We start from the raw sequence: 26,967 nt of genomic DNA on the forward strand, positions 1-26,967 counted from the left end.
GGTATTCGATTTCATGAGCTACCGCTCTGCCGCGACAATGCTTCCTGATCTGTCAGCTCCCGGCCTCGCGCAGCGCCCTGTCCTCCTCTAAAGGGTGCAACGCCGCTTGGCTTCTGACAGCGATAAGAAGTGCCACTATCGCCTGTGCTGCGTTCAAGAGCAAGGTAGCCTGAATCGGCCTTTCGTCCAGGCGCCTCCTCAATGGCAGTGTCGCAGGTGCAGCGGTCATGCGTGCCATCGTTCCGGCCGGATGGCCAAGCGAGCATGGATTCGACGCCGTAGTGGGCCAACGCCCCACCTGCAATTAGACTCGTACCGAGGGTTCGCGCCGGCCCGGATGGTGCAGCGCCCGGGCATGTGCCGGCTCGCCACCGTCTCCGGATTGTTTCTGACGTGGATGAGGCGCCAGCGGCCGCCACCGAGAAAACCTGGCTCGCACAATGAAGCTGCGCGGTTCGCACGCGAAACAGGGAGCGTTGAACGAAGATGGCTCCTGCCATTTCTCTGTCCACCTAAAATATAAGCGTGCGTGTGACCTCGAAGAGGGTTGCCATCAACCAGACCATGATCAGTTTTGTCGTGGGGATCGTGGTGCTGCTATGCGTCGCGATATTCGCCGCGGCACGGGACAGGCAAGGACGCAAGGACGAGCCGGTTACCCGTCGGCTAGACGCGCATCCGATAAAGGAGTGGTTGCCCCATAAGCACTGAGTGGTTGAAGATGATTTTTCGAAACGCTGGGCCGCGCGCGTGCTATTTCTCTATCGTGCGGCCTATCGCCTGATGTAAAGCGGGAATAGATTGAAAGGACGATATGACGTACGCAATTTGGGGAATCGTGGTTGGCCTGGCGCTGATGTTCGGCGTGTCGCTGCAGCGGTACAGGCGTAGCCTTCTGCGCAAGCGGGAAATCCGTTGGATGGCTGACAACCATGTATTGGACAGGCTACGCAAGCAATTGGGATTGTCGCTCCAGAAATGACACGCGCTCGGCAGATGGAGAGTTGCAAAGACTACTTTTTGGAGGAGTGGCGAAATGACCATGAATTACGCAGGCGAGTCGCACGATGAAGCAGTGGCAGCGCGGCACATGCAGAAGCAAAAGGCACAGGAACAGGCCGGCGGCGAAATGGCGATAGAAGGAACGGAGGCCGACGCGGGGCATAGTTGCGGCGAGCTCTCCGAGCGTGGCAAGCAGGTATGGCGAAGTGGAAGCGGGATCAACGGTGGGGGGAAGGAGTGATAGGGCCTCGTCGATGCGATGCGGGCGGAAATCACTTGGGCCGCCATCGGGAGTAGACCCCATTTCGCCACTCCTGCACCGCGACGTTGATGGCGGCGAAATGACCGGCATTGAAGCTGGCTTCCCGAAAGGGTGATCGAATCCGGTGCACATCGATCCACCCGCTTATTTTGATTGCGATATGAGGCCGGTTACGGTTACTGCACTGGTACAGAAGAAGACTGCGTAACGTGCCACCATTTCTGGATCTTCGCGACCAACAAAAGGGCGCGCGGCCATAGGTTCCATTCACGCGCCCTAAATCGCTTTAACGCACAGCAAATTAAAGATTCAAAGTCCTGGGCGCCTGTCAGTCTGCCGATTTCCCGCGCTTCTTGTGTGGCGAACAACAGTTGGACATACTCATCACCCTCCCAAAGCGAATCGCGGTAGGGTAATGGTGAAGACGCAGCCGACGCCCGGTAGGTCGCGGACGCTGAGAGTACCCGCATTTGCTTCCACGTTACGCCGCGATATGGCAAGACCTAGTCCCAAGCCTGTCCTGTCCTCGCTGTTCTGGGTAAACGGCACAAACATTCTTTCTGCATCTCCGGGCGGCAGACCACCGCAATGATCCTTGACGTCGATCAGGATCCGGTCAGACAGCGCATAAGCTTCCAACGTCACCTCTGTGTGAGGGCGTGTGAATTTGAAGGCGTTTTGCAGCAGATTTGCTAATGCCGAATAGAGCTGATCACGGTCTCCGCTAATGGCAAGCCGTGCATCCACCGCCGAAACCGTGAGCGCGCAACCGCGAACCTTAGCCGCAAGGTCAGCGGCATACTTCACTTCAGCTATGAAATCAGTGACAGAGAACAGTCCGGATTGCCCTGAAATCCCGCTTGCCTTTCGAACCTCGTCCAGCGAGTGACTGATCAGATCGCGCAATCCGTCCAGGCTACGCTCCAGAACTGCGCCAGTAGCTCCGGACAGGTTCAGATTTCCGGTTTTTGCGGCTGTGAATGCCAGTGTTGCGGTTTGCAGGAAGTTACGCAGTTCGTGCGCGAAGGACCCGAGCCTTTGATGCATTTCGATAGCTTGACGATCCGCGATGGCAAAATCGCGTTGATAGCTGAATTCAGTGACCGCATCGGCAATGGCATTGTCCAGGCATCGGTTGAGCGTGCGAAATTCGTCTGTCAGAAATGGAGCATCGCGCTCAAACGCGAGGTCCGTGATCGCCTGGCACAGGTCGCCGTAGTCGTGAACGACCTGATCGACCGAGAAGCCGAGTGTCAGTAACGTCCGTCCGTGCTCTGCCGCTGACTTACCGATTTCAGATTGGGACGCTCCTCCGCCCGAGGGACCCGAAATCTTGCGACTGTCCATGGGCTGCGACGTCTGCTCCGTCCTGAGGGTCCTGATGAGCTGATCCAGGAAAAGCGGGATGCCATTTTGCAGTTGTTGCGCCGTAGCCTGACGCGCCGGCCTCTGAGCCACCTTCGCGCGGCACCGTTCTATCAACGCATCGCGATTGGTTGCGAGAAAAACATGCATCATGAAACACCCCCAGAGCGCCCGAGCCCGGCTTTTACAAAATGGCATGCCGACGCTTTCAGGCGCGTTCGCATTTGGCGATATGTCTTTGTCGCATCAATCGCGATCCCTTGAAGAAAAAGAAGCCGCAGCGTTTGCCGCGGCCTTTGGAAACACACGCGCCGGCATCAGCCAAACGCTAGACGATTATCCTGAGGATCGCCGTGGTTGTCGGTACGCTGTCGTACGGCTCGTCAGGGCGTTCCGACGCAATGCTGCGACTGAGAGGAGGAATGAAAACGGCTTCTCAGCCGTGCGGCGCTAGCGCCGATAGAAAACGCTGCGCATGGATAACTGCGCACGGGCGTGTGATGCAGGGGTTATTCTTTGGGGTTCGTCGCCGCTTCAGAGGTTGCGGAAAAGCCGTTCGCATTCGCGGCGCACGACACCGTAGCACTCGCAAACGTGAGACTCGAGCGAGGAGCGGTCGATCACTTCTATCCGTCCACGGTTATAACGAATCGCGCCGCTCGCCTGGAGTTGTTGCGCCACCTCGGTCACGCTGGCACGCCGCACACCCAGCATATTCGCTATCAGGTCCTGCGTCATCTGCAACTCGTTGCTCTGAAGGCGATCCAGACTCAGCAACAGCCATCGGCAAAACTGTTGTGCGATCGAATGATGCCGGTTGCAGACTGCAGTCTGGGCCATCTGAGTAATGAGTGCCTGCGTGTAACGCAGAAACAGACGCTGGACATAGCCCCCGCGCGCAAACTCCTCGACGGCGAACTGGGCGCTCAGCCTATAGGCTTTACCCGCGCTTTGCACGACGGCACGATTGGAGATCGTGTCCCCGCCCATAAAAAGCGCTACGCCAAGAATTCCATCTTTACCGACGACCGCAATCTCGGCTGACTGCCCGTTTTCCATCACATGAAGCAGGGAGATAATTGCTGTGGTGGGCAGATAAACGTGCGTCAGGCGATCCCCCGGTTCATATACGACCTTTCCGAGAGACATGGCGACGGGAGACAGGTTCGGCAAGATGCGCGCCCGTTCTTCCGCGGGCAGACCTGCAAGCAGCTGGTTTTCGTCCTGCACCGGCTCCCCGTCGTACAACGAGTTGCGACCCAAATCCCTTGCCTGCATGCCACGCGACACCCGCGCAGTCAGATTGATGTGTTGCCGCTCCAGTTCCTTCCGGTTCTGTTCTGGCAACAGGCTGAGCACAGCCGAACGCAACGTGTCATGCCCGAGCGCGTCGAGGATTTTGAGTTTGGTAAGCGTTCCCAGATCGCTTTTGCCCGTGCGCCACGCCGAAATCTGCGCGCGTGTGAGTCCCAGGCTCTCGGCCAATTGTGCATCGCTGCCAAACTCGCCGAACCGTTTCACGTCGTCGTACAGCGCATGCCAATCGAATGTCATTCAGTAAGGGCGAAAAGGGTTTGTCAAATGAGTTTGACGCGAGTATGGTGGTATGAAATACTGCCGCGATACAAACTCCGCAAACTACGACGTAAAGTGTATTCGGGCGTTATAGCACATCGCGTGCGGACAACGAATGAAACGTCCCCACCCCCTCGACATTGCCTTCCGTTATAACCGGAGTCTTCGCTTGAACGATTTGACATCGTACGTGCGGCTGCCGCATGGGCACGACTCCGTAAATCCGCTAACTGTTGCGTCCGAGCCTATGGACGACGACCAGTTCTCAGCGCGTCGGATTGAATTCATTCGTCATTTGTTCGGCTATTCCGCTTATCTGCGCGAGCACGCCAGGGCGACGCCGGTGTCTGACGCTTTCCTGCCAGTATTCGTCATGCTGCTGGAAGTCCTCGAGCTGAACGCTCCAATCGAAGCACGTCAATGCGTCGCCCAACTCACCCAGGTGATACGGGTGACTTTTCCCGGCCTGGACGTCGATCCTGTACAGGCTCTGGAAACGGCCATCACCGAGCTCAAGCCGTCCGGGACCTGAGAAAGCTCTTCCCGAACTCCGGTGACTGGAGGTAGCTGAGCCCTCCAGTGTCAACAACATTGCTCCGCAGCGCTAAGTAAATCGCAGATGGCAGATCAAGGTAGGGAAGCCAGATCGGGCGGTAACGGCAAGCGCCACTTCACCCGTATCTTTGCCATTTCGACTTTCAGCGACTGGCTCATCCTGGCGGGAACGACCGTCGCTGCTGTTCTGACGATCCTGTTCATGATCGGTTTGTATTGTTTGGGTGATGCGTGAGGTTTCCTGGCAGAGGGCAGCCTTCTTTACAGACGCGATAACCATGAATCGCAGGCGCAAGACCTTGGTCAGCTAGCGCTGTGTGGCATGGGCCGCACTTTAAGGTCCGTCACCGCGCCGCGTCGGACGCGCCGATGACCCCCGGTGTCTTCCAGAATCGAGCCCCGTTTTCTTCAATTCACGTCTGCGCGGCGCGGATGGTGATCCCGAGCAGTTCGCGGGTTCCCACATGGTGATAACCTGATCCTCCAAACTTTCTATTCAACGTCCTCCGCTGCCAAGTGCGTCGAACCGCGACGAGTTGACGTTGTGATTGCAGATTGCCCGCTCGAACGCATTGAAACCGTGCTGTGGCTTGGACGAATGGGGACAGCCCACATCCCGGACTTGGAGTCGCAACGATTGGCGGGCAGCTAAGCGTTGCTCAACGGACATTAAAAGACACCTGCCGAACCGCCGCTCATGGCCGACAAGCGCACGCTCGCCGGGCACCGGTGATCACACTTCGGTTTGCTCCGCCATTTCGAGAGCATCGTCAACCTCAATCCCGAGGTATCGCACGGTGCTTTCTATTTTTGTATGGCCCAAGAGCAATTGGACCGCGCGCAAGTTCTTAGTGCGTCGATAGATCAACGACGCTTTCGTTCGTCGCATGGTGTGCGTACCGTACGCGGTGTCGTCAAGCCCGATTGACGACACCCAACGATGAACGATGCGCGCATATTGGCGCGTCGACACATGCGCTGATGCATGCAGTCGACTTGGAAACAAATAGTCGGCAGGCTTTAACCCCCGCGCCGAAATCCAGGCAGAGACACTTTGACGAGTCTGCTCCGTGATTTCGAACTGCACTGGTCGATGCGTTTTCTGCTGCATGAAAGTCGCGCGAGCTACGACATGACCTCCCATGGAGACGTCCTGCACTTGCAAGCGTGTCAAATGGCACGCTCGAAGCTTACTGTCGATCGCAAGGTTGAACATCGCCAACTCGCGAGCGTTGGATGACATGTGGAGCCTTGTCCGAATCGCCCAGATCTCACGAAGCTTCAACGGAGGCTTCTGTCCGGTCAGCCTCCCCTTATTCCACGGCACCCGACGAGCGGGCGAACAATTAAGCGCTTCCATGGCAACCTCCTCTTCGATGAACAGAGATCAATCTTGCGCTCACGCCAGCGGTCGCTGTTCAACCCCGAACGGACTTTCGGCCTGCTCAAGACCGAACGACCGAAGTCAGACCGTTAACGCCCTTAGGAAAACACCCACCACTTGCTGGTTAAATCCCGGGCGCGCGTGACTGGTGAACTTCAGTTCACGGATTCGTCGAGGTACGAGGTCCACACAAACCGGAGGCAGCGATCGCCGACGCCAAGAGGGTGATACTCTTAGGCATCCGATTCGCAAATGTACGCGTGCTCTTCGCCGCTGCTCGTCGAGAGTAATATTCTTTGGAGAATTCTGATGGGGAAGAAATCGGCTTCTGTCGATGCCTGCGACTCGAACGAAACAACTGAACAGGCGTTGGCGGCACTGACAATACAGATCAAGGAGTTTGTGCAGAACAGGTCGCTCGACAGCCGGTTTGCTGCGAACTCGTAAGGCGGTTGAAGAAGGAAGCAGATGCCATTCTGGAAGGCAGCAATGCAACGAAGACGGGGCAGAAGGAGCTAAAGAACGCCTTCGACGCAGTTGACGCGGTGCTGCGTGAACACGATGCAGCGCTGCTCGTCACGGCAAACGCGGCGCTGCGGCAGACAGACAACGCAGCTAGTAGCAAGAAGTCGCAGCAACGGCCAAAGGAAGGTTGAGCAAGCCACCGCCTGTCGAAAGCGTCTTGCTTCCTCACACCGGCAGTAGTTCTTTCCTTGGGCTACAGGTTTGCTTAGTGTATTGGGGGGCGTGACGGTGGCCCACTGATGCGAGCGGGCTTTTCCATGTCTGACCATCCGCAACAGTGCGCCATTTCGGTCCATCCTGCTCTTGCTAGCTAACGAATCGGGGATCTCACGAAATATCCATACGACAACTTGGCCGCCGGCATCGTGTGTCTCACTATGGCGTTTGTATGCCTAGGCGCGTTGCTGCTCGGCTGCCCTTGTCGGCGGCTAGAAACCCCGCTTCTCGCTTAGAGGTCGCTGGGTCTGAGGCTGCCTGGATCGCCGACCATCGCCTCAAACACATCGAGTGTGAATTCAGCACTGACGATGTCCATTCTGGTGAGCCGAAAGGCACGTCCTCAGGGTTCTTCTTTCCTCGCATCCGACGCACGATGCGCACCGTCGAGGTGAGCACCATTATCTGGTCATACAGGGGATGATCGGGGCCATCGGGGCGGTCCTTGTTCATGGTTGAATTCCGACGGTCGATGGATACACTGTAGTCCACACGTTGAAGGAAATGTATGAAGCCGACCAGATTGCGACTGCCGCGCGAGGAAACGAGCGACCTTGCCGACGACCTTACCGCCTGGGCCGCATCGAGTGGCGTTGATCCTGGCCTGACCGTCGTCAGTGAAACCGGCGGCCCGGCCAACGATACTTCGCCTTTGCTGTACGCTGCCTACGTCAGCGAAAGCTTCTTCGAGCAGTTTCCGGAATGGCGGATGTATATCGAGCAGTAGTCCGTGCACTTATATGTCCCGCAGCTCGCGGTCGCACGCGGCAGAGATGCTGCGGACAACTGGAGATTCGTAGTCGAGCCTCCAGCTGTCAGTGAACAGTTCCGCAAGTTTGGGTTCATTGGCGAAGTGCGGCAGGTTGCCGAAGTCCGACGCCACGATTTCCGAGACACACTTGAAGTGCATTCGCTCAAGCCAGTCTACCTCTGCGCTATTGGCGTACAGCCATATGTGCAGAGACTCGACGAAGTGGTCAGTTCTTAACCAATCGCCTGTGCGCGCGCGAGCGATCAATTGCGCTACGACCAGGTAGCAGAGCAGTTCGACCTTGGCTTTTGGCTGCATTGAATGTCAGGCGGGTTTAGAGTTCGAACAGCCTGACGAAATCTTCAGCGGACGGTCGCGCAGGGGCCTAGCTTTCGAGCATACTCTACGCCCGTCGCTTTGCCTTCTTCTTTTCGTCATCCGAGCCGATCCCGCGGACCCAGTGCACGCAGCCTTGTTCTGGTTGGGCGTTGACCTGCGCGCGACCGCCGTACATGCATAGAACGATCGAGCCGCCGGCGCGGTACTCCGCGAAGTGCTCGCACCCGATGCAGGGTGCGCGGATTCCCGTATGGGTCGAAATGAGGCGTGGTGTACACCCTGTATGGATGTACAGTATATGGCGAGACACAAGCCTATGGCTGATTCGCACTTGCCGGGAAACGGAATTAGCTGGACTAGAGCGCGCTTAGCTGGACTCGAACGCACGAAATTGTTTGGACTGTCCGGGTCGGCGGTGGTAGCCAGCAAGACCGGTCTCCCTAGGCGGTGGTTATGCGAGGGGACCGGCACTTCGCGACCCTAAGCTGTCGTCCCCTGTAATACCGTGTGACTAACTACGAAAGTCACCGTGCTACGATACCTGGAAGCGAGGGGGTGGCATGAACCCGAACCGATTTTGGGTCGGCAACATCGAGTGCACATTTCGAGCGGTTCCAATTGGCGTGAGCTGGGCGAAACAGATTGTGCAAATGAATCACGGCAAGTCTCCACCGGAAGTGAGCACGAGTGACGGCGTAGTGCTTTTCGGGACCGAGGCAGAGGCACTTTCCTTTGTCGAAGGGTTGGCACATGATCTGGCCGAATCGCATCTGAAGTAGGTTGCTCTGCCGTGACCTGGTCTGACTGCTTATCACGACTGGCGTAATGACGTTACTTTCAGGCAGCCTCGGTGACGCTCCGGATAGCCGCTATCGAAGGCGAACCGGACTTTCGAGCGTCGGCGCACCACCTCCATCGAGCGGCTGTTCCTGGCCGGGTTGAGGCAGTGCCACCGACAATTCGCTCGCTGGAAACCGGCCATTGAGCGAGTGCGGACGAGACCTCGGCTATTTGAATTGGATTGCGAGGGTCATCGCGGCTCCTGGCCGCACTGTTCCTAGCCCCCTTGGGCTGAAAAGCAGCCGCCTCGGTCGGAGTGCTGCTGGTCGCTCTGCGCGATTAGCGATCGCCATAAGTCCGGGGCTCAAATCTTGACTGATCGTTCCAAATGCGTAAGATGGTCGCATGGCTAGAACCAAAGCATTCATCGAAGACGATGCACTCGACGCTGCCATCGAGGTTTACCGCGAGCATGGCTTTGAAGGCACGTCCACCGAAATGCTCGTGAGCAGGCTCAAAGTCGGCCGCCAGAGTCTTTATGACACTTTTGGCGACAAGTGGAAGCTTTACCTATCAGCGGTCAGCCGCTACGTCGACATTGAGACCGGAAAACATCTCACCGCGCTAAGGACTGGATCAACTGCACTCGACGGCATTCGGGCAATGGTCGACCGCGTGGTTGACGAGGCTAGCACTGCCTGCCTCGGGACAAATGCCGTATGTGAATTTGGGAACCGCGAACCCGACCTGGTCATGCTTAGACAGAAAGCTTCGCGCCTGATCAGTTCTGCAATTGCAAACCGTATTCGTCAGGCGCAGGCGGAGCAGCAGGTCTCCCCTGAAATTGATGCAAACGATGCGGCCAGCTTTCTTATCGCGAATTTCGCTGGTATTCGCATTGCTGCTCGCGCCGGAGCGTCCCGTCGAAGCCTGCAGAAGCTGGGGAAAATGGCTCTACGCGTCCTTAGATAGTCAAAAATTTTCGGCCATTTTGGAACGCTCGTTCAAACAAGGAGAATAGTCGTGAAGATGGTGAGCATGACGCGTGTCGGGGAACCGGAAGTACTGGAAGTCGTTGACTGCAGCGAACCGACGCCCGGTTCGGGACAGGTGCTTGTTGAGGTGGCTGCGGCCGGTGTGAACTTCATGGACATCGGCGTGCGACTTGGTCGCTTATGGCGAGAAATTCCCCTACCCCGCGGCTTGGGAGTAGAGGGCGCAGGAAGGGTGCTCGCGGTCGGCGAGGGAGTTAGTGCCTTAAGGCGAGGTCAGCGAGTCGCGTGGGTCTATGGAAGAGGAAGCTACGCTGAGCGGCTTGTTCTGCCTGCCGAAGCCCTGGTCCCATTGCCTGATGCGATCGATGAGCGCACCGCGGCGGCGGTAATGATGCAAGGCCTGACCGCCAGCCACTTCGCAACGAAGTTTTATCCAGTACAGCCAGGCGATGTAGCTCTTGTTCACGCGGCCGCCGGGGGTGTTGGCCTTTTGCTGACCCAGATTATCAAGATGCGGGGCGGGACCGTCATCGGCCGCGTGTCAAGCGAACAAAAGGTTGCTGTCGCGAAGAATGCCGGCGCGGACCATGTGATCGTGGACACCGAAGCAGAGTTCACGAGTGAAGTCATCCGACTGTCTGGCGGTGAAGGCGTGAATGTCGTGTACGACGGTTCGGGACAGACGACGTTTCAGGCTTCACTCGACTCATTGCGTCGCTGCGGAACGTTATGCTGGTATGGCCCGGTCCTGGGAGCGCCTGAACCAATTGAAATCGCCAGATTACCGAAAAGCATCAAGGTTGGCTTTGCCAACTTTGCGGACAGCATTTCTACCCCCGAACTTTTCAAAGCGCGCTCGGCGGAGTTGTTTGCCTGGATCGCCCAAGGCAAGCTAAAGATTCACATCGGCGGCATGTACCCCCTTTCGGAGGCAGCCCGGGCGCACGCGGATATGGAAGCGCGCCTCACAACTGGGAAGCTATTGTTAATACCGTAAGGCACCATCAGAGCGGTCGTCGCACCGGGAAGGCGCAGGAACGCACGAGCGCCTTTATACGGTTTCCTATTTTGCAGTCGCTCCCGCTATATCTTGCCGGGTGGTGAGCGCTTCTAACAACCGGTCACGAAACGGATTGATGACCGGCGCGTTACGCAGCACGCAGACGCGAAGATCGCGGCGGGCCCAAGGTTCCGCGAGGGCAACCACGGCAACGTTTTGGGCCGCATCGCCGTTGATCGCTGACTTTGCAACAATGCCAATCCCCGCACCGGAACCAACGAGTTTCACTATCGCGCCGTAACTGGACACCTGAACGCGCACATCGAGCCGGCCACCCAACGCGCTTGCATGGTTCATGAGGAACGTATGAAGCGCGGCGCCCGGCTGAAGACTGATGAAGGGGCGACCAAGACACTCTGCGAATGCGATCCGTTTGCGGTCGGCAAACGAGTCCGATAGCGCCGCGACGATGACGAGTTCGTCTTCCCGGTACGGATGAAAGTCGAGTTCCGGATGATCGGCCTCCAGCGCCACAACGCCAAGGTCTGCCCGTCCCGAAGCGACCGCTGCAACGATGTCGTGGCTTAAACGCTCTTCCATCGAGATTCGCACGTTAGGAAATGCGGCGAAGAATCGTGCGAGATCATCCGGGAGGTGAGAACTGATTGCATTGTTGTTTGCAAACAGCGTCACGTGCCCGACAAGCCCCTTCGTGAACGGCAACAGATCGGCGTTCATCTGTTCAAGCTGCGCGACACAGCGGCGTGCGTGCTCCATTACCATACGCCCCGCCGCAGTCGGGGCGACGCCTCGCGCAAGCCGCACCAGCAGCGGAACGCCAATTACATCTTCGAAACCTTTTATTCGCAGGCTGGCAGAAGACGGCGCGAGGTGGCAACGCTCCGCGCCACGCGTGACACTGCCCTCCTCCGCTACTGCAAGAAAAACCTCGAGGTCCGTAAGTTCATAACGCATCGCAACTTCTCCATCTGTCGGTCGATTCTGGCTCAAGCGTTTGGATTTTACAAACGCTGAGTTTGCATCATCCCGATGGTCCCGCATGCCCCGAACACCGATACTCGCCAAAACGGATCGATCAGATGGAGACACCATGACGGACAGCCATTCACCTCCCCCACAACTCCCGCTTTCGGGACTCACCGTTGTCGCAATCGAACAGGCACTTGCGGCTCCGCTGTGCACTGGCCGGCTCGCCGACATGGGAGCCCGCGTTATCAAAATAGAACGCGCTGAAGGTGATTTCGCCCGCGGTTACGACGCCGCAGCCAACGGCCATTCCTCGTACTTCCTGTGGACCAACCATGGCAAGGAATCGGTCGTGCTGGATTTCAAGGTGCCCGAAGACGCTGCATTGTTGCATCGCCTCATCGCCAATGCTGACGTGTTCGTTCAGAACCTGGCCCCGGGTGCGCTTGCGCGTGCCGGCTTTGACAGCGCGGAACTCCGCGAACGCCACCCACGTCTGATCACGTGCGACATTACCGGGTACGGTGAAAGCGAAGCTGTGGGCAAGCTCAAGGCGTACGACTTTCTCGTGCAGTGCGAGAGCGGCCTCGTCGGCGTGAGCGGCGCACCGGGCGCGCCCGGTCGCATCGGTGTATCGATCTGCGACATCGGGGCCGGTATGAACGCAACCATCGCAGTACTATCTGCTCTCGCGCTGCGAGCTCGAACGGGTGCGGGTTCCGGCGTGTCGGTGTCGCTATTTGACGGGGCGGCGGACTGGATGACCGTGCCCTACGTCCACGAACGCTATGGCAAGGGCGCCCCGCCGCCACAGGGGCTCAAGCACCCGTCCATTGCGCCGTACGGCGCATACCAGACTCTCGACAGTCGCGAAGTCGTGATCAGCATCCAAAACGAGCGCGAATGGCGTCAATTCTGCACGGTCTTTTTCAACGACGACGACGTCGCCAGCGACCTGCGCTTCGTCTCGAATAATGCTCGCGTCAAGCACCGCGATGTTCTCGACACCATCATCGGCGATGTCTTCGCGGCGAAACCGCTTGCCGAAATACTGACGCTGCTCGGCGAGGCGAACATAGCTTACGGCCAGTTGCGCCACGTGACCGACGTTGTTAAGCACCCCGCACTACGAACATGGCCGATGACGGCTGAGGGGCAGGACCTTCAGATGATCGCCCCACCTGTTCGCGCACCGTGGGATGAACATCGCTTCCGCGCTGCGCCGAAGCTCGGAGAACACACCGCCAGTATCCGGATGGAATTCGCCGCCGCCAGCGACGAGGTAGCTGTATGAGCGCCGTCGACATGAACCTATTGCGGGATTGGATCGGTAGATCCACCATTGACCGCGACGTGCTCAGTGTGCGCCACGCGCGGTTGATGGCGGCGACGCTTGGAACGGACATTGAGTCAGTGGAGCTTGGCACGCCGCTTCCGCCGTTGTGGCACTGGATCTATTTCCTCGAAGGCGTGCCGCCGTCAAGGCTCGGTCACGATGGCCATGCGGAGCGCGGCGGCTTCCTTCCACCGGTACCGTTGCCGAACCGCATGTGGGCTGGCGGCCGCGTCAGTTTTCACCTACCCCTGCCGCTCGGCGCAACTGTCGAAAAGCATTCTAAAGTTCTATCCGTCGAGCACAAACAAGGTCGTTCTGGAGAACTGGTTTTCGTCACGGTTCAGCACCGGATACTCCACGCCGACCAGCTAGCAATCTCCGAAGAGCACGACATCGTCTACAAGGAAGCTTCCCCGGGCGGCCCGGTGGCTCGCAATGTCACCCGTGCACCAGGCGAGCATTGCGAGCATTTCGTGGCAAACACCACGACATTGTTTCGCTATTCAGCCCTGACGTTCAACGGTCACCGCATTCATTACGATCAGGACTATTGCCGGAATGTCGAGGGCTATTCTGATCTCGTCATTCATGGGCCGTTGAACGCAACCCTGCTCGCAGGGTTCGCCCGGCGTATCGCGGGCAAACCGCTGCGAACTTTCGACTACCGGGGCGTGCGGCCAGCCACCCTTGGCAACGCGCTGACACTCAATGCCGAGCGCGAGGGCGATCACCTTACGCTCTGGACGGCCCTGCCGGACGAACGCACGTCGATGCAGGCCAACGCGACGTTCTGAGCATTTTCACAGTTCTCAACAATAAACTTACGGAGACAGACATGGCAGGCAAAAGCACTATCGCCGCCGCGAGCGGTCACACGCTGGTCAACGGATCGAGTGTCACGGTGGATACGCTCCGAACTGAACGGCGCGCAGCGCTCGCAAGCGTAATTGGCACGACCATCGAGTGGTATGACTTTTTTATTTACGGCACGGCCGCCGCGTTGGTATTTCCGCAGGTCTTCTTTGCGAACACAGGCTCGGGAGGACTCCTTGCATCATTCGCAACGATCTTCGTCGGCTTTTTATCGCGTCCGCTTGGAGCAGCAGTATTCGGTCACATGGGCGATCGCGTTGGTCGGAAATCCACGCTTGTGGCTACGCTGCTGCTGATGGGTGTCGCCACCTTTCTCGTCGGCTGTCTGCCAGGAAGCAGCACAATTGGCAGTTTTGCGCCATGGCTGCTGATAGCGTTACGCTTCCTGCAGGGCATCGGCGTGGGCGGAGAGTGGGGTGGCGCTGTGCTTCTGTCTATGGAATCGCATCAGGGCAAACGGCGCGGACTGATGGCGAGTCTCCCCCATGTAGGCGTACCGCTTGGACTCGTACTTTCGGTGCTGGTCTGGAGCGCTTGTGCACGGGTAACCGGCGACCATCTGCTCGACTCGGGCTGGCGCATTCCGTTCCTGGTTAGCGGTGCTTTGCTCGTGGTTGGCCTCCTCATCCGCCTCGGCGTACCCGAGACCCCAGAATTTATTGAGGCAAATCGCACAGATGGCCGAGCGGTCGTGCGACGCGAGACGCCGATTGTCGAGGCAGTGCGGACACAATGGCGTGCGATCCTGCTGAGCGCATTGATTCGCCCAGGTGAGCAGGTCGCGTTTTATATGTTAACGACGTTTGTCGTGTTGTATGGATCGAAGCAATTGGCGCTTGGCCGCGAGTTCGTCCTGAACGCGGTACTCGTCGCTGCAATCGTTGCCTGCTTCGCGCTCCCGTTTTTCGGGCACCTCTCCGACCGTTTAGGCCGTCGCCGGACTTTTCTTGCCGCCTGCGTGGCGATGACCCTCTTCGCATTTCCGTACTTCGCGCTGCTTGGCACACGATCGCATCTGGCAGTGCTCGTCGCCATGATCATGTTGATGGTGATTCACTCGGCGATCTACGGCACAGAGGCCGCGTATATTGCGGAGTCGTTTCCTGCGCACATACGCTACACGGGCGCATCGCTCGGCTATCAGGGCGCCTCTATTATCGCGGGCGGTCCTGCTCCGCTTGTTTCCCTCTGGCTGTATCAGACATTTCATACTGGATATGCCGTCGCCGCATTCCTCGCAGGGATGGCACTCATCAGTGCGGTGGCCTCTTTCTTTCTTGGCCGGCCAACGCCGAAGGTCACGTGAGGGATGGGAGCGGCAAACCAATGGTTTATAGCAGACCTTGCGTCGGACGCCGCGGTATAGGCCTTCACATGATCGTTAAAGGCCCGGACCACGGCGGACGGCACGCGCTGCCGCGGATAGTGCAGACACACGCCCGCGACGGGTGGTGTCCACTCGGGCATTAGCTGCACGAGAAAGTCGGCCTCGAGATACTTGATCGCCTTCCCGACGTCGACATAGGCAGCTCCCTCGCCTGAAACGGCGGCGGAGAGCGAGAATTCAGACGCTCCCACGATCAGCAGACCGCCCACGTCAATCCAGTTGCGTCTCCGGACTATCTCGACAAATGCGGAACGCCGCAGCTGAATCAAATTTTCTGGAAGAGGAAACACCATGCACACCATCATGACGGTACTGCGCAAACGGCCTGAAATCTCCACTGAAGCATTCCGACATTTCATGGAGTTCCAATACGGGCCGACATATGTAGCGATGCCGCAAACAAGGGCCTATGTACATTACTACCTGTCAGATGCCGCCGCAGATGCGGCCGAGTCCCCGATTGACGCGATAGTTACGATCAGCTTCGAGTCGCGTGACGCGATGGACTGTGCATTACAGTCGGACGGCTACCGTAGTGCGCAGATCATGCGGAAGGCCTTCCTGCTTGATGCATCGATTGGCGTTCATCCGGCCGTAGTCGACAGGGTGGTCAAGCTCGTTTAATCGCTCCGGTGCACTCGCGCGCAAGATGCGCAATCGTCGGCCTTCGGCTGTCAGCAACAGGCGTGGTCGGCAGGCGCCAGGCTCCGAAGACCATACCGGCACATTCGGCGAGCCAACCCCCTGGCGCGCTTTCACCTGCAGAGCTCTTCATTGTCCGACCTTTGGCACCAGGTCGTTCACGTATCGGACACGTATAAGCGACAGACACTGCTAACGTGAGCGCACTGCTCGCGCGGCGGCCCATCGGCGCCGAATCGCGAGCGGAGCTCAAGGAGGAAATATGCGATTTGCCGTTTATGGAGCTGGTGCGGTCGGGTGCTATTTCGGCGCGATGTTGGCGCGTGCCGGTTATGATGTTGTCCTGATCGGACGTGCGCGTCACGTCTCGGCCATTGCGCGGCGCGGCCTGCGTTTTCAAACGCACGGATCCGACGAGACGGTCAGCGTACGCGCGTCCACCGACGCGTCGGCGGCCATGTCCGCAGATGCCGTGTTCGTATGCACGAAGTCAACCGGGACACTCGAGGCGACGAGATCGCTCCGCGAAGTACTGCCCTCGCGCTCGCTCGTGGTCAGTTTGCAGAACGGCATCGAGAACGCTCCGCTGCTACGAGCGCAGCTGAAGCAGCCGGTCATCGCGGCTGCCGTGTACGTTGCTGCGGAAATGGCTGGCGACGGTCATTTGCTGCACCACGGTCGGGGCGACCTTGTGATCGACGACTCGCCCGATGCAAAAAGGCTGGCCGCGGTCCTACGTGAAGCCGGCATACCGGTGCAGCTTTCCCCCAACGTCAAGGTCGCGTTATGGCGCAAACTCACGCTCAACTGTGCGTACAACGCCATATCCGCCATTCTCATGCAAGCACTTGAGGCGATGCCCTTGCGCGACATTCTTCGGCGGACAATGAGCGACATAGTCGAGGAGTGCTTTGCGGTCGCAGCAACGGAAGGGGTGACATTCAAGGAAAACGTGTCTGAATTTGTTGGCGAAATCGAACGGACCATTCCTCCGGGACAGCTGTCTTCAACCGCTCAGGATCTGGGGCGCGGCAAAGCGAGCGAGATTGACTACTTAAACGGAACCGTTGTGCGCCTTGCGACCGAGCGGGGAATTCCGGTACCAGCGAATCGAACGCTCTACACGCTCGTCAAAATGCTCGAAGCGAACGCTGCTCATTGACCTGCGCCGTCGATGTGAGCTATTCCATTTTCGAGAGGATCCACGTCGCTCGCCGTCCGCCGCTTCGGCACACCGCCACCGTGCGCATTCAACTGATCCGCGTTGGCCGACGCTCGAACTAGATTGATGAATGCCACCAGTCCAGCAGGGAGGTGCCGCCTGCCAGGATAGAAAAAGGACAGGCGCGGCAAAGCTGGCACCCATTCAACCAGCAGTTCAACGAGCCTGCCAGATGCAAGGTATGGGGCGGCGAGTTCATGATTGACATAGGCCAGTCCCACACCATCTACTGCCGCCTCGATGACGGCGTTGCGATTGTCGAGAACCAGTGGGCCTTGAACCGGAATCGTTAAGCGCTCGTCCGAGCGCTCGAATACCCACTGCTGCAGCCCTGCTCCGGACACACGCCTGCGTATGCAACGATGCACGCTGAGATCGAACGGATGCACTGGCGCACTACGGCCTCGGAGGTATCGGGGCGACGCGACCACCGCCTGCCGCCGCGGCTGGCCACATGGCAACGCGATCATGTCGAGCGGCACATCCTCCGGCGCCTGTAGGCCCGCGTCGAAGCCCTCCGCGACGATGTCGAGGATACGACCTTCGGTGACAACGTCTACTGTCATATCGGGATAGGTCTGCAGGAACGGGGTAACGACAGATCCTATTATCGACCGCGCACCGGCTTCGCAGGTGGCTATTCGCAGCGTCCCTTTCGGCGACGCACGAAAGCCATTTGCCGCCTCGATCGCAAGGCTGATATCGGCAAGGGCAGGCCGCACCCGTTCCAGGAAGGCTTCACCCGCTTCAGAAAGGGCAACGCTTCGAGTCGTGCGGTTGAACAGCCGCACACCAATGCGGGTTTCAAGCGAAGCGATCAAATGGCTCAATGTCGACCGCGAGACGCCAAGGTCTTGCGCGGCCAGCCGGAAATTTCGATGTGAAGCCAGTGCGACAACCGCGTTCAGTTCCAGTAGTCCGGTCGTTTTCATTGTCCTGATTTCCGCAATAGGGCATCCCGCGAGGACCACTACCGGGATGCCGCGAACTTTTATGCTGTTTCCCTACGGAGCGTGAGTGCTCACGCTCTTCCCAATGACAATGACCGCATACGGATTCAGTTATGAGCCGCCACCTTGAATGCCTGCCGCTGCGTCTTCATCACCATGCGTTTACCACCGACGACCACGAAAAGAACCGCCGGTTCTATGAAGACATTTTAGGCCTGCCACTCGTAGCCATGTGGATCGAACACGAAGTTATCGATGGAGAACACGTCGACCTCGGTCACGCATTTTACGGGCTGGCTGACGGCAGTGCGCTCGCGTTCTTCCAGTTCGCGGACGCACAAAAGCAGGAGTTATGGAAAGCCCGGGAGCAATCTCTGTTTGTTCATCTGTCGCTGCTAGTCGAACGTGCAACGCAAATCGATATTGAAGCACGTCTCGCAAAGGCAGGTCTTCACAGCTTCAGGATGAACCATGGCTTTTGTGATTCGCTCTATGTCAAGGATCCGAACGGCCTAACGCTTGAATTCACCGTTGATCATCCCGACGCACAGGACATAGCGCGAACCATGGCAGCCAGTGCCCATGAAGATCTCCGCCGTTGGATCAGGGGCGAGCGCATCCCGAACAACAACTGGCCCCCACCGGTGTGAGGCCGATGCTCGTCACCGTCCGGGTGATGGCGAGAAAACCGAAAACATCGTTCCAGGCATCTTCGGGAGCACCGCACCCTTACGCAGCGCGGCCGAAACCACCCCCGCGCTGCATCTCCCGGACATGCCGCTATCACCCGCATCGTTGTGACCAGTTCAATAACTTGGTTGCCCCGCATTTAGCACGCGCGCGGCATATAGAGGCTGAACCCTTTTGCTTGCGCCCGTCCAATCTTGGGCGGCAATGCGAATCCCCTGTCGGGTGATCGCCACGTCGACGAGCGCGGGCTTACGCAGCGCAAACATCTGGTCGACGCAGGCCGCTTAACATTCGCCACCGGATGCCGGGTAACGGCCACATGATTGTCGGTGCACGGGCGGCGGTGTGAGCGGACGGGTCAACGGCCGGCGATCCGAGAGATGCGTCCATTTCCGACAGTCGGCCGCAATGCGACAATCGACTGCCTCGCACGCGACGCATCGGCTGCCGCGCCGCGTGACGCCCCTACCTCAACAGCTGCCACGAAGAGTCGCAGATAAGCAATATCGAATCGCATGCTTTCCTTGGCGAGGAAAGAGCGGCTATTTCCCCAGCCGGGCTGCCCGTGTGTTTCTGGTCTCGGCGTCGCGTAGTTCGCCGATCCGCTTGTACACGGTCGCGCGTCCCATGCCCAGCACTTTTGCAACATAATTCGCCGCACTTCTGACAGAGAAAGCGCCTTCAGCAAATAGCGCGTCAACCAGCTCACGTCGATGCACACGCGAGAGTGTAGCGAGCGACAGCTGACGCTCGCGCAGCCATGTATGCATGAATGTGTTAATCCGCTCCTGCCAGTCGTCGCGGAAGAGTACCTCGGGCTGGGCGACGAGTGTCACGCGAGAAACGATGGTATCGATCACGCTTTTCATGTCGTCGAACACGGCGACGTTGTAATTGATGCACATCACTCCTACCGGCTCGTCATCATCGTCACGCATCATGATGCTGACCGATCGCATTCGCCGGCCATCCCAGTTGAGTTTCTCGTACGGTCCCATAGTGCCATCAGGCGCGACCGCCGCGTCAATCTCCTCAAGAGCCGATGCGTCGCCAAGCTCGCGTTTCGACAGGTTGTTCGCGATGTACGCAATCGTTTGACTTCCCAGGTCGTGAATCACCACTTCAGCGTACGGATAAAACAGCGCCGCGATCCCGTTTGCGACCGCTTCCTGACGCTTCAGCAGAGGGTGCGGGCCGCGAGCAATCTTCCGTTTCCTCATGGCGATGCGTTCCGGTCGTATAGGACCGCACATTGTAGCGTCAGGATACCGGCCGTCGTATGTCATGGAGAATGCCACCGCGCTGGTCCAGCTCACCAATATGCAGCACGCTGGCCGCCGCAGCGGCGTCCTGCACGGCCAACCCTGTCAGGTCAGCCACGGTGATCTCGCTGCCGTCCCGGCGCACGCGCTTTCCGTCGGCGAGCGCGCTGCCGAGTTCGAGCGCATCGTCCTCTGACCGCAGCCCGGCCGCGATCGCATGCGCCAGCTCCCCATAGGCGGCACACTGCTTCAACGAGTCGACGATCACACAGTCGGCGTGGCCGACGATTGCGGCATCCAGCTCCTGTTTGCCCGGTGCATCGGCACCCACTGCCGTGATGTGCGTACCCGGCTGAATCCATTCCCGACGCAGAATAGGCACACGCGAAGGCGTGGCTGTAACAATGAGATTGGCGCTCCCCGCGAGTTCGGACGCGTCGAGCGTCGCGTGGACTTCAAAACCAAACTGCGCCGCGTCCTTGCAGAACGCCTGCAGCTGCACACCGCCTCGCCCCCAGACGATAGCTTTCCGGCAAGTAACGACGTCTGCGAGATAGCGCAATTGCAGGCGGGCCTGTTCACCGGTCCCGACGATCCCGATAGCGTGCACGTCATCCGGAGCAAGCAGCCTCGCTGCGATAGCACCGGCAAGTGCCGTCCGCGCGCCGGTCAACCAGCCACCGTCCTGCAACAGAACGAGCGGCTCACCAGTACTCGCCGAAAGCGCGAGCACCAGACCATCGTTGGTGGGTAATCCGAGCCGCGCATTTTTGTAAAAGCCCGTCGACACTTTGACAAAGAAGGCCGGCTCCCCGTCGATATAAGCCGATTTCACACAGCAGTCACCGTCGCTCGTGTCAAAGCGGAAATTCTGTACCGGTGGCAATTGCACGTCTCCGCGTGCATGGGCAATGAGCCCGGCCTCGATCAACTTGAGCGCTCTAGCGGAATCAAAGCGCCGCATGATCTCGTCTTTGTTCAGGATTCTCATCGTACAGCCTCAATGAACGTATCGACCTTGATGTTGCGCCCGCACAGAACGACCGCTACAGACTCGCCCTGAAAGTCCGGTGCAATCTTAAGGAAGCTGGCGAGCGCGACACCGGCAGCGCCCTCGACCATCCAGCGATCGCTCAACGCAAGTCTTCGCATCGCGTCGCGAATCTCGCTTTCACTGACGAGGACCGTTCGGTCGATCACCTGCCGGGCAATCGGCAGTGTGATGGCATCGGGCTCCACTCCACCCGCGGTCCCGTCCGAGATGGTGTCGCTCTCCTCCACCTCGATGACTCGCCCTGCCTCCATGCACTTTGCCAATGTCGGTGCGTTTTGCGGCCAGCACCCGATGACCTGGGCCGCTACGCCGAAGCCGCGCAGCGCCGAACCGATACCGGAAATCAAGCCGCCCCCACCGACCGATGCGAACACGGCCGCGAGGCCCGCGTGCTGTTCATGCAGCTCCGCGCCAATTGTCCCCTGACCTGCGATCACATCAGGATCGTTGTACGGCGAGATGAAGGGCAAACCCTCTTCTTTTGCCCGACGTGCTGCCTCCAGTTCAACTTCCAGCGTCGATGCACTGATTGTCACCACGCGAGCGCCATGCGCCCGAATCGCGTCGAGCTTGACGGACGAAGCGGACGTCGACGCATACACAGTAACAGGCACGTGCGCGAGCTTGCCGGCAAGTGCCACGCCTTGTCCGTGGTTTCCCGTCGAAACGGTTGCAACGCCGCGCGCTCGTGCCTGGGCGCCGAGCATGCGCAGCTTGTTCGACGCGCCACGAAACTTGAACGAACCAGTGTGCTGAAGATGCTCGCATTTCAGCCATACGTCGCAACCCGTTTGTGCAGACAACAAAGGGCTGTGCTCAAGGGGCGTCGTTGCAACCTGCGGCCGCAATGCCACGTGCGCGTCCAGAATCCGGTTGAAAAGGTCTTGCATTTCCTATCCCCTCAGAAATCGTTGAGTAGTTTGCCCGGCTTCCGTCCCGGAAGCATCGCCGTCCCCGCTAGCAGTGCGACGCGCTGACCGGCACGCACAAGCCTGAATTGCTGGCCGACGAGGAAGACGCCATCCACGTCGCTGCGCACCTCGACTCTGGCCGCTACCGGATCACCTTCAAGTGCGACGATCTCAGCTATCAGCTCGCCGCTCGACACTTGATCGCCAGGATGCTTGAGGTACACCACAATGCCGGTCGCTGGCGCGCGTAGATGCGAGGCTCCTTCAAGTGGAAATACATCGGGCCGCACTGGATTGCCGCGAGGCTGAAAGAGTGCATGAATGTCCGCCCTGTCCGCCTCGCCTTCGCCCAGTTCGACGAGCCCCTCCCGTGCGAGAAAGCGCACGATGCCGCGCGCGTCTTCCGCCGCCATGACGTCATCCACGTCCGCCTGCCCGCGAAGCTCAATCGACGCGCAGAAACCGCTGCGGTCCGGATCGACCCATCCTGCCTCCACCGCCGCCCGCCATGGGCGCATGAACGATTCGTCGAAGGGCTCGCCACCGGCATATTCTTCTACAAGTACGGTGCCAATTTCCATTGCACGGGCGAGCGATTCTGCCCGGGCGGTCTGCGCCCGGTTCGCATATAAGTGCAGTACACCTGCCGTATCGCAATGCAGATCGAGCACCACGTCATGGCGGAGCGCCTCGCGCAACAGTACAAACTTCAGCGCACCAACCGTGTCGGCGCGCCGGTGGCGTTCCAGACACCCGGCGAACGCGCGCTTGATCTGCGAGATATCGTTGCGCGCAAACGTCCAATCGCCTGACATGGCTGAGATTTCAGGTGCTATGTCCGGAAATGCACGATTGAAGTTTTCACCGTTCTCCAGATTAAACCGCCCCGTCGGCATGCCAAAGATTCGCTGGCTAAGCCCGACGGGATTCGCAAAGGGACAAACCACTACAGTCCCGGTGAGCAGCCGCTCCCGTTCCAGTTCGGCCAACAAACCGATGAGGTGATGCGCGACCAGCAAGCCCGGGTGCTCGTCTGCGTGCAGTCCAGCCTGCACGTATGCGCTGCGCCCGCTCTCGCCGCTGCCGAACGTATGCATTGTCAACTCGTAGCGTGCGCCCGGCGCCAGCGGGGGCAGTTCGATCGTTTCGGTTTTCATGCGGCATTTCCGTCCATGATGGTGGATCATCTGGCGACGATGTCGCGACCGAAATATTTACGTGACAATGTGCTCAGCGTCCCATCAGCCTTCAATGACTCGAGCGCGGCGTTCACCTTTGCGTGCAATGCGACATCGTCCTTGCGCATACCCAGACCAACTCCCGCCCCCAGCAACGCATCGTCGCGCAAAGGGCCGCCCGCAAAATCGAAATCGCGACCGCCCGGCTTCGAGAGAAAACTGTCGGTTGCAACTGTCGCCTCCTGCACACTCGCGTCGAGGCGACCGGCTGCGAGATCCGCAAAAATCTGATCCTGCGTCGGATAAGATTGCACATCGACACCCGCGGGAGCCCAATGGCGCTTTGCGTAGTCCTCCTGCGAAGAACCCTGCAGCACTCCGACCCGCTTGCCCGCCAGCGCGGAAGCACTGGGCAGCAGATGCGCCGTGCGCCGCGCGATCATCTGCATGGGAACCACATAGACGGCAGACGTGAAGGTGATCGCCGTTTTGCGCTTGTCGGTGATGTTCATCGCCGAGTCAATCAGATCGAATTTCCTCGCATTAAGCGCCGGGATAAGGCCGTCGAACGCGTTTTGCACCCACACGCATTTGACTTTCATTCGGGCGCATAGCGCGTCGCCAATCTCGATGTCGAACCCCTGCAGTGCGCCAGCCGGCGTCAGGCTTTCGAACGGGGGATAAGCGGCTTCGACGCCGATCCGCAGCGTGTCCGTTGCGGACGCAGCACCGGCTGACAACACGATGAGTGCAGTGGAAACTAAGAAAACGACACGCCCCCGCCAGTTTGTTGTTAGGTACCTGCCCATGAGTGCTCTCCAGTTCTGACACGTTGATGGTGGTTTGCCTCGTCAGCCGGGACACAGCCGACCAATGCCGTGGTCGACTATGTTCTGCTCTCGCGCGCGGTGCCTGACGAGCCTCAATTGGACTGTACGTCCAAATTGGATCACGTGTCCAGTTAACAAAAAGCCGGTCTGCTCGAGCCCTCGGATGCACGCCCGGACACTGCGCGGGTCAGGCTGCTGCAGGCTGGAAGTACTCAGCACAGAATCCGTCTTGATGTCGCACCATCACGTTGCGGCCTACATGGCTTTCGTGCGCGGCCGACACATCAGCGCCCTGGGTCCGAAGCCATGCTGAAAACGCGTCCAGGGAGTCGACGACGAATGCGGCCTGGATATGCCGGACCGGTGCGAGCGCGGAATCATCGCCCGCGACAAGGATGAACGAACCAACCACCGCTACGTTGATACCTGCTTCGGGAAACGACAGACGCCGTTCGCACTTCATCTGCTGCAGTTCCTCATAGAAGGCAACTGCGGTGTCCAGCTGCTCTGGCGCGACATAGTGGCGCAACATCGATTTCAGAATCTGCATGTCATACCTCGTGGTTGATAACGACGCATTCCGCGCTCGGCGCAGTTGCTGCGGCGTCGATGGCGTTGGGGACGTCGGAAAAAGGAAATTCGACGGCGCGTATGCCGTCGGGCGACAGCAGCCCGCTTCCAATCAGCGTGAGCAACTGTGCGTACGCAGTGCGGGGATACATGAACTGGCCCAGAATTTCCCAGCCGTTCAGCATGACCTCCGTGTAGGGAATCGGCAATGGCACCGCCATGCTGCCCATCAGCACAAGCCGGCCGCCGAACGCCAGTGCCCGCAGGGCGGCCAGTGTCATGTTCGGATCGCGCGCATTGCCCACCATATCGAATGCCATCTGTGCAGAACCTCCGGCGGCCTCGCGCAGCGCTGCCGCATCCTTTGCGGCATCCCCAGTAGCGGCGACTGGCGCCACGCGTGGGCCCGCGCTGACCACCAACTGGGCCAGCGCCTCTGCGTTGCGTCCCAGCGCCACGACGCGCGCGGCTCCCATAGCAACCGCCAGGCGAACAGCCGCGAATCCGTAGGCGCCGGTTGCGCCGGAGACAATGATCGTCTCGCCAGCTGCCAGCCGGCCACGCAGCAGACCGCCATACGGAACAACGTAACGCATGGTGGTGACGAGCGTGCGTCCGTCGAGCTGGCTGACCTGATCGGCTGGGGTAACCGTCGACGCAGGCAGTAACGCATATTCGGCGAGTGTGCCGTCGGGCCAGTCGTTCTGCATCCGGAACCCGGCCTCGCTGCCTGCCGTGACGCCAATCAGCATCTGCGCCGGATCGCGAACATTCTCCTGTGCGACAAAATGCGACGAAATCACCACACGCTGCCCACGCTTCAGATGCCAAACGTCATGCCCAACTGACTCCACGATGCCCACGCCGTTTCCGCCCGGTATGAACGGGCGCGACGGTACGTGGTAGACGGGCAACTTGCCATCCACGTAGTCGCGCATGTAGGACATCAATGCGGACGACTGCATACGGACCACGACACTGCCCGGCCGAGCTTCGGGCACGGGCCGCTCGACCAGCGTCAGCGCACCGCCTAGTTTGTCTAGCTGCCACGCTCTCATTTGGCTCTCCTCATTCAAGTGATATCTGCAATTTGCCAGCGCGCGGCAGCCGGTACAGGTCAGCTACCGCACGCGGCAGGTTTTCGAAACCGCTTATCACGCGGGCATTCGGGCGCAGCCGCTGCATCCATAGCAGACGCGCCAGATCGTTTTCAGCCTGAAGACGCTCGTGATAAAACGTGTCCACCGTCCAGGCACCGGATTTGATATGGCGCTCCCGCAACAGACGTTCGATCTCTCGCGAAATACCGAAGGTTTCCCGCATCGTCGGTCGCACCGCCGGCTCGTCCTCGGCATGCGGCGAATAAGATGCCGCCGCCGAGCCATATGAGAACAACCGGCCGTGCCGCTTCATCAGGGCTACCACACGTCCTGTCAGATCACCTCCGACGCCATCGGAGAACACATCGATGCCCTCCGGAAATGCAGCGGCAAGCTCATCCTCGAGGGTCGGTGACCGGTAATCAATGCAACCATCGATGCCGAGCGTCTCGAGAACCCAGCGACATCGCGCCGGGCCTCCCGCAAACCCAATCACCCGCGCCCCGGCGGCTTTCGCCAGTTGAGCGACGATCGAGCCCACAGCGCCAGTTGTAGCAGCGACGGCCACGGTGTCGGTCGGCATGATGGGACCGTATTCGCGGAGGCCGAACCACGCGGTCATACCTGACGTGCCAAATATCTCCATCAATACGGACGCTGGCCACTGACGTGCAAGCGCCGGACGAAACACATACGTCCATGGCGAACTTGTCCCGTTGAGGGCTTTTACAAGCTCATTCGGGCGCGGAAAGCCAACCGGGGGATCGCTACTGCGTAATACCTGGTACTCCTGCCAGCCGGCCTGGCATGCGACGATATCGCCAACGGCAAAAGCCTGGTCACGGGAGCGGATGACTTCCGCGCATGCGTAGTTGTGCGGGTCAGTCTCACCCTCGCGGATCAACCCCCGGATCATTCGAACCCGGGTAGCCGAGTGGATGTTCAGTACCTTGATGCGCACCAGCGCTTCGCCCTGCGCAAGGCCCGGCGTTTCGACGATCCGCTCCTCGAAGTTCTCCGGCGTCAGGCTGCCGTTGTGCGGTGCGCGCCGGACGATCCACTGCCGAAAACGTTCCGGGATCTGCCGGGTTTCCTGTTCTTCCGTATCGGCTGGCTTCATCACTCGACCTCCGGTCTGTCGCAAACGGGTTCACTCGAATGAGCGATGAAGAACATGATCGTCCATCGTGGCTGGACTTTGTATAATCAGTTCGCCGCTTTTCTTA

28 protein-coding genes are annotated in these 26,967 nt (G+C 59.2%); 14 read left to right on the forward strand and 14 right to left on the reverse strand.

Annotated elements, in window-relative coordinates; all coding sequences use genetic code 11:
- Positions 1-1,036 precede the first annotated feature (1,036 nt).
- A complete protein-coding gene (locus J2W46_RS30325; RefSeq protein ID WP_310358890.1) occupies positions 1,037-1,243 on the forward strand; it encodes a hypothetical protein in 207 nt (68 codons plus the stop codon).
- Between the two features lie 405 nt (positions 1,244-1,648).
- On the opposite strand, the gene J2W46_RS30330 is transcribed toward J2W46_RS30325, so the two are convergent.
- Together J2W46_RS30330 and J2W46_RS30335 are read right to left on the reverse strand one after the other, a co-directional pair.
- Entirely contained in the window at positions 1,649-2,782 is a 1,134-nt protein-coding gene (locus J2W46_RS30330) for a sensor histidine kinase (RefSeq protein WP_310358894.1), read from the reverse strand.
- 381 nt (positions 2,783-3,163) lie between these two features.
- Positions 3,164-4,183 carry a helix-turn-helix domain-containing protein gene (locus J2W46_RS30335; protein ID WP_374726887.1) on the reverse strand — a complete coding sequence of 340 codons (1,020 nt, stop codon included), beginning with the start codon at positions 4,181-4,183 and terminating at the stop codon, positions 3,164-3,166.
- A 190-nt stretch (positions 4,184-4,373) separates the two neighbouring features.
- On the opposite strand from J2W46_RS30335, the gene J2W46_RS30340 reads away from it, so the two are divergent.
- Both J2W46_RS30340 and J2W46_RS30345 read left to right on the forward strand, forming a co-directional pair.
- Positions 4,374-4,736: a hypothetical protein gene (locus J2W46_RS30340; protein WP_179214120.1), complete on the forward strand. Its 363-nt coding sequence runs from the start codon at positions 4,374-4,376 to the stop codon at positions 4,734-4,736.
- 87 nt (positions 4,737-4,823) lie between these two features.
- Positions 4,824-4,994, forward strand: coding sequence for a hypothetical protein (locus J2W46_RS30345; protein ID WP_179214121.1), 171 nt, complete (start codon positions 4,824-4,826; stop codon positions 4,992-4,994).
- Between the two features lie 498 nt (positions 4,995-5,492).
- Here the strand turns inward: J2W46_RS30345 and J2W46_RS30350 are convergent, their stop codons facing one another.
- Positions 5,493-6,119: a tyrosine-type recombinase/integrase gene (locus tag J2W46_RS30350; protein ID WP_310358900.1), complete on the reverse strand. Its 627-nt coding sequence runs from the start codon at positions 6,117-6,119 to the stop codon at positions 5,493-5,495.
- A gap of 476 nt (positions 6,120-6,595) precedes the next feature.
- Between J2W46_RS30350 and J2W46_RS30355 the strand changes: the two genes are divergently transcribed.
- Together J2W46_RS30355 and J2W46_RS30360 are read left to right on the forward strand one after the other, a co-directional pair.
- Entirely contained in the window at positions 6,596-6,799 is a 204-nt protein-coding gene (locus J2W46_RS30355) for a hypothetical protein (RefSeq protein ID WP_310358902.1), read from the forward strand.
- Between the two features lie 593 nt (positions 6,800-7,392).
- The gene (locus tag J2W46_RS30360; RefSeq protein ID WP_310358905.1) at positions 7,393-7,611 is read left to right on the forward strand and encodes a hypothetical protein; all 219 of its coding nucleotides are present in this window, start codon (positions 7,393-7,395) and stop codon (positions 7,609-7,611) included.
- 9 nt (positions 7,612-7,620) lie between these two features.
- Here J2W46_RS30360 and J2W46_RS30365 read toward each other — a convergent pair whose 3' ends face one another.
- On the reverse strand, positions 7,621-7,953 hold the full coding sequence (locus J2W46_RS30365; protein WP_310358908.1) for a hypothetical protein: 333 nt from the start codon (positions 7,951-7,953) through the stop codon (positions 7,621-7,623).
- 581 nt (positions 7,954-8,534) lie between these two features.
- On the opposite strand from J2W46_RS30365, the gene J2W46_RS30370 reads away from it, so the two are divergent.
- From J2W46_RS30370 to J2W46_RS30380, 3 genes are all read left to right on the forward strand, one after another.
- Positions 8,535-8,753, forward strand: coding sequence for a hypothetical protein (locus J2W46_RS30370; RefSeq protein ID WP_310358911.1), 219 nt, complete (start codon positions 8,535-8,537; stop codon positions 8,751-8,753).
- A 406-nt stretch (positions 8,754-9,159) separates the two neighbouring features.
- A complete protein-coding gene (locus J2W46_RS30375) occupies positions 9,160-9,726 on the forward strand; it encodes a TetR/AcrR family transcriptional regulator (RefSeq protein WP_310358913.1) in 567 nt (188 codons plus the stop codon).
- A 57-nt stretch (positions 9,727-9,783) separates the two neighbouring features.
- Positions 9,784-10,746, forward strand: a complete 963-nt coding sequence (locus tag J2W46_RS30380; protein WP_310359147.1) for a quinone oxidoreductase family protein — start codon at positions 9,784-9,786, stop codon at positions 10,744-10,746.
- Positions 10,747-10,812: 66 nt separating this feature from the next.
- Here the strand turns inward: J2W46_RS30380 and J2W46_RS30385 are convergent, their stop codons facing one another.
- On the reverse strand, positions 10,813-11,862 hold the full coding sequence (locus J2W46_RS30385) for a LysR family transcriptional regulator (protein WP_310358915.1): 1,050 nt from the start codon (positions 11,860-11,862) through the stop codon (positions 10,813-10,815).
- Between J2W46_RS30385 and J2W46_RS30390 the strand changes: the two genes are divergently transcribed.
- The 5 genes from J2W46_RS30390 (at position 11,861) to J2W46_RS30410 (ending at position 17,136) form a co-directional block, all read left to right on the forward strand.
- Positions 11,861-13,030, forward strand: coding sequence for a CaiB/BaiF CoA transferase family protein (locus J2W46_RS30390; protein WP_310358916.1), 1,170 nt, complete (start codon positions 11,861-11,863; stop codon positions 13,028-13,030). The genes J2W46_RS30385 and J2W46_RS30390 overlap by 2 nt on opposite strands.
- Complete coding sequence (locus tag J2W46_RS30395; protein WP_310358919.1) at positions 13,027-13,866, forward strand: FAS1-like dehydratase domain-containing protein; 840 nt, start codon at positions 13,027-13,029, stop codon at positions 13,864-13,866. The genes J2W46_RS30390 and J2W46_RS30395 overlap by 4 nt, the downstream gene beginning before the upstream one ends.
- Positions 13,867-13,907: 41 nt before the next feature.
- Positions 13,908-15,251 (forward strand): MFS transporter, encoded by a 1,344-nt coding sequence (locus J2W46_RS30400; protein ID WP_310358921.1) that lies wholly within the window; start codon positions 13,908-13,910, stop codon positions 15,249-15,251.
- 372 nt (positions 15,252-15,623) lie between these two features.
- Positions 15,624-15,956, forward strand: coding sequence for an EthD domain-containing protein (locus J2W46_RS30405; RefSeq protein WP_310358926.1), 333 nt, complete (start codon positions 15,624-15,626; stop codon positions 15,954-15,956).
- A gap of 280 nt (positions 15,957-16,236) precedes the next feature.
- Positions 16,237-17,136, forward strand: coding sequence for a ketopantoate reductase family protein (locus tag J2W46_RS30410; RefSeq protein WP_310358929.1), 900 nt, complete (start codon positions 16,237-16,239; stop codon positions 17,134-17,136).
- On the opposite strand, the gene J2W46_RS30415 is transcribed toward J2W46_RS30410, so the two are convergent.
- Positions 17,130-18,128 carry a LysR substrate-binding domain-containing protein gene (locus tag J2W46_RS30415; RefSeq protein ID WP_310358931.1) on the reverse strand — a complete coding sequence of 333 codons (999 nt, stop codon included), beginning with the start codon at positions 18,126-18,128 and terminating at the stop codon, positions 17,130-17,132. The two genes, J2W46_RS30410 and J2W46_RS30415, sit on opposite strands and share 7 nt — an antisense overlap.
- Before the next feature lie 131 nt (positions 18,129-18,259).
- Between J2W46_RS30415 and J2W46_RS30420 the strand changes: the two genes are divergently transcribed.
- Complete coding sequence (locus J2W46_RS30420; RefSeq protein WP_310358933.1) at positions 18,260-18,796, forward strand: VOC family protein; 537 nt, start codon at positions 18,260-18,262, stop codon at positions 18,794-18,796.
- A gap of 582 nt (positions 18,797-19,378) precedes the next feature.
- On the opposite strand, the gene J2W46_RS30425 is transcribed toward J2W46_RS30420, so the two are convergent.
- The 8 genes from J2W46_RS30425 to J2W46_RS30460 all read right to left on the reverse strand — a co-directional run bounded on the left by J2W46_RS30425 (position 19,379) and on the right by J2W46_RS30460 (position 26,861).
- On the reverse strand, positions 19,379-20,056 hold the full coding sequence (locus J2W46_RS30425; protein WP_310359150.1) for a helix-turn-helix transcriptional regulator: 678 nt from the start codon (positions 20,054-20,056) through the stop codon (positions 19,379-19,381).
- Between the two features lie 40 nt (positions 20,057-20,096).
- On the reverse strand, positions 20,097-21,089 hold the full coding sequence (locus J2W46_RS30430) for an ornithine cyclodeaminase family protein (RefSeq protein ID WP_310358935.1): 993 nt from the start codon (positions 21,087-21,089) through the stop codon (positions 20,097-20,099).
- Positions 21,086-22,042, reverse strand: a complete 957-nt coding sequence (locus J2W46_RS30435; RefSeq protein ID WP_310358938.1) for a threonine/serine dehydratase — start codon at positions 22,040-22,042, stop codon at positions 21,086-21,088. Before J2W46_RS30435 ends, J2W46_RS30430 begins: the two co-directional genes overlap by 4 nt.
- An 11-nt stretch (positions 22,043-22,053) precedes the next feature.
- On the reverse strand, positions 22,054-23,250 hold the full coding sequence (locus J2W46_RS30440; protein ID WP_310358941.1) for a succinylglutamate desuccinylase/aspartoacylase family protein: 1,197 nt from the start codon (positions 23,248-23,250) through the stop codon (positions 22,054-22,056).
- Positions 23,247-24,050: a transporter substrate-binding domain-containing protein gene (locus J2W46_RS30445; RefSeq protein WP_374726888.1), complete on the reverse strand. Its 804-nt coding sequence runs from the start codon at positions 24,048-24,050 to the stop codon at positions 23,247-23,249. Before J2W46_RS30445 ends, J2W46_RS30440 begins: the two co-directional genes overlap by 4 nt.
- Positions 24,051-24,258: 208 nt before the next feature.
- Entirely contained in the window at positions 24,259-24,621 is a 363-nt protein-coding gene (locus J2W46_RS30450) for a VOC family protein (RefSeq protein WP_310358946.1), read from the reverse strand.
- A gap of 1 nt (position 24,622) precedes the next feature.
- On the reverse strand, positions 24,623-25,699 hold the full coding sequence (locus tag J2W46_RS30455) for a quinone oxidoreductase family protein (protein ID WP_310358949.1): 1,077 nt from the start codon (positions 25,697-25,699) through the stop codon (positions 24,623-24,625).
- A 10-nt stretch (positions 25,700-25,709) separates the two neighbouring features.
- The gene (locus tag J2W46_RS30460) at positions 25,710-26,861 is read right to left on the reverse strand and encodes an NADP-dependent oxidoreductase (RefSeq protein ID WP_310358952.1); all 1,152 of its coding nucleotides are present in this window, start codon (positions 26,859-26,861) and stop codon (positions 25,710-25,712) included.
- Between the last annotated feature and the right edge of the window lie 106 nt (positions 26,862-26,967).

Origin of the sequence: Paraburkholderia strydomiana, from assembly GCF_031456815.1 — a bacterium.
In the GTDB taxonomy this organism is placed as follows: Bacteria; Pseudomonadota; Gammaproteobacteria; order Burkholderiales; family Burkholderiaceae; genus Paraburkholderia; species Paraburkholderia caledonica.

Bases quoted from the DNA above. Each gene is read 5' to 3' on its own strand.
- J2W46_RS30325 (WP_310358890.1), top strand. From the start codon at position 1,037: ATGACCATGAATTACGCAGGCGAGTCGCACGATGAAGCAGTGGCAGCG.
- J2W46_RS30330 (WP_310358894.1), bottom strand. From the start codon at position 2,782: ATGATGCATGTTTTTCTCGCAACCAATCGCGATGCGTTGATAGAACGG.
- J2W46_RS30335 (WP_374726887.1), bottom strand. From the start codon at position 4,183: ATGACATTCGATTGGCATGCGCTGTACGACGACGTGAAACGGTTCGGC.
- J2W46_RS30345 (WP_179214121.1), top strand. From the start codon at position 4,824: ATGGCAGATCAAGGTAGGGAAGCCAGATCGGGCGGTAACGGCAAGCGC.
- J2W46_RS30350 (WP_310358900.1), bottom strand. From the start codon at position 6,119: ATGGAAGCGCTTAATTGTTCGCCCGCTCGTCGGGTGCCGTGGAATAAG.
- J2W46_RS30360 (WP_310358905.1), top strand. From the start codon at position 7,393: ATGAAGCCGACCAGATTGCGACTGCCGCGCGAGGAAACGAGCGACCTT.
- J2W46_RS30365 (WP_310358908.1), bottom strand. From the start codon at position 7,953: ATGCAGCCAAAAGCCAAGGTCGAACTGCTCTGCTACCTGGTCGTAGCG.
- J2W46_RS30370 (WP_310358911.1), top strand. From the start codon at position 8,535: ATGAACCCGAACCGATTTTGGGTCGGCAACATCGAGTGCACATTTCGA.
- J2W46_RS30375 (WP_310358913.1), top strand. From the start codon at position 9,160: ATGGCTAGAACCAAAGCATTCATCGAAGACGATGCACTCGACGCTGCC.
- J2W46_RS30380 (WP_310359147.1), top strand. From the start codon at position 9,784: ATGGTGAGCATGACGCGTGTCGGGGAACCGGAAGTACTGGAAGTCGTT.
- J2W46_RS30390 (WP_310358916.1), top strand. From the start codon at position 11,861: ATGACGGACAGCCATTCACCTCCCCCACAACTCCCGCTTTCGGGACTC.
- J2W46_RS30385 (WP_310358915.1), bottom strand. From the start codon at position 11,862: ATGGTGTCTCCATCTGATCGATCCGTTTTGGCGAGTATCGGTGTTCGG.
- J2W46_RS30395 (WP_310358919.1), top strand. From the start codon at position 13,027: ATGAGCGCCGTCGACATGAACCTATTGCGGGATTGGATCGGTAGATCC.
- J2W46_RS30400 (WP_310358921.1), top strand. From the start codon at position 13,908: ATGGCAGGCAAAAGCACTATCGCCGCCGCGAGCGGTCACACGCTGGTC.
- J2W46_RS30405 (WP_310358926.1), top strand. From the start codon at position 15,624: ATGCACACCATCATGACGGTACTGCGCAAACGGCCTGAAATCTCCACT.
- J2W46_RS30410 (WP_310358929.1), top strand. From the start codon at position 16,237: ATGCGATTTGCCGTTTATGGAGCTGGTGCGGTCGGGTGCTATTTCGGC.
- J2W46_RS30415 (WP_310358931.1), bottom strand. From the start codon at position 18,128: ATGAAAACGACCGGACTACTGGAACTGAACGCGGTTGTCGCACTGGCT.
- J2W46_RS30420 (WP_310358933.1), top strand. From the start codon at position 18,260: ATGAGCCGCCACCTTGAATGCCTGCCGCTGCGTCTTCATCACCATGCG.
- J2W46_RS30425 (WP_310359150.1), bottom strand. From the start codon at position 20,056: ATGAGGAAACGGAAGATTGCTCGCGGCCCGCACCCTCTGCTGAAGCGT.
- J2W46_RS30430 (WP_310358935.1), bottom strand. From the start codon at position 21,089: ATGAGAATCCTGAACAAAGACGAGATCATGCGGCGCTTTGATTCCGCT.
- J2W46_RS30435 (WP_310358938.1), bottom strand. From the start codon at position 22,042: ATGCAAGACCTTTTCAACCGGATTCTGGACGCGCACGTGGCATTGCGG.
- J2W46_RS30440 (WP_310358941.1), bottom strand. From the start codon at position 23,250: ATGATCCACCATCATGGACGGAAATGCCGCATGAAAACCGAAACGATC.
- J2W46_RS30445 (WP_374726888.1), bottom strand. From the start codon at position 24,050: ATGGGCAGGTACCTAACAACAAACTGGCGGGGGCGTGTCGTTTTCTTA.
- J2W46_RS30450 (WP_310358946.1), bottom strand. From the start codon at position 24,621: ATGCAGATTCTGAAATCGATGTTGCGCCACTATGTCGCGCCAGAGCAG.
- J2W46_RS30455 (WP_310358949.1), bottom strand. From the start codon at position 25,699: ATGAGAGCGTGGCAGCTAGACAAACTAGGCGGTGCGCTGACGCTGGTC.
- J2W46_RS30460 (WP_310358952.1), bottom strand. From the start codon at position 26,861: ATGAAGCCAGCCGATACGGAAGAACAGGAAACCCGGCAGATCCCGGAA.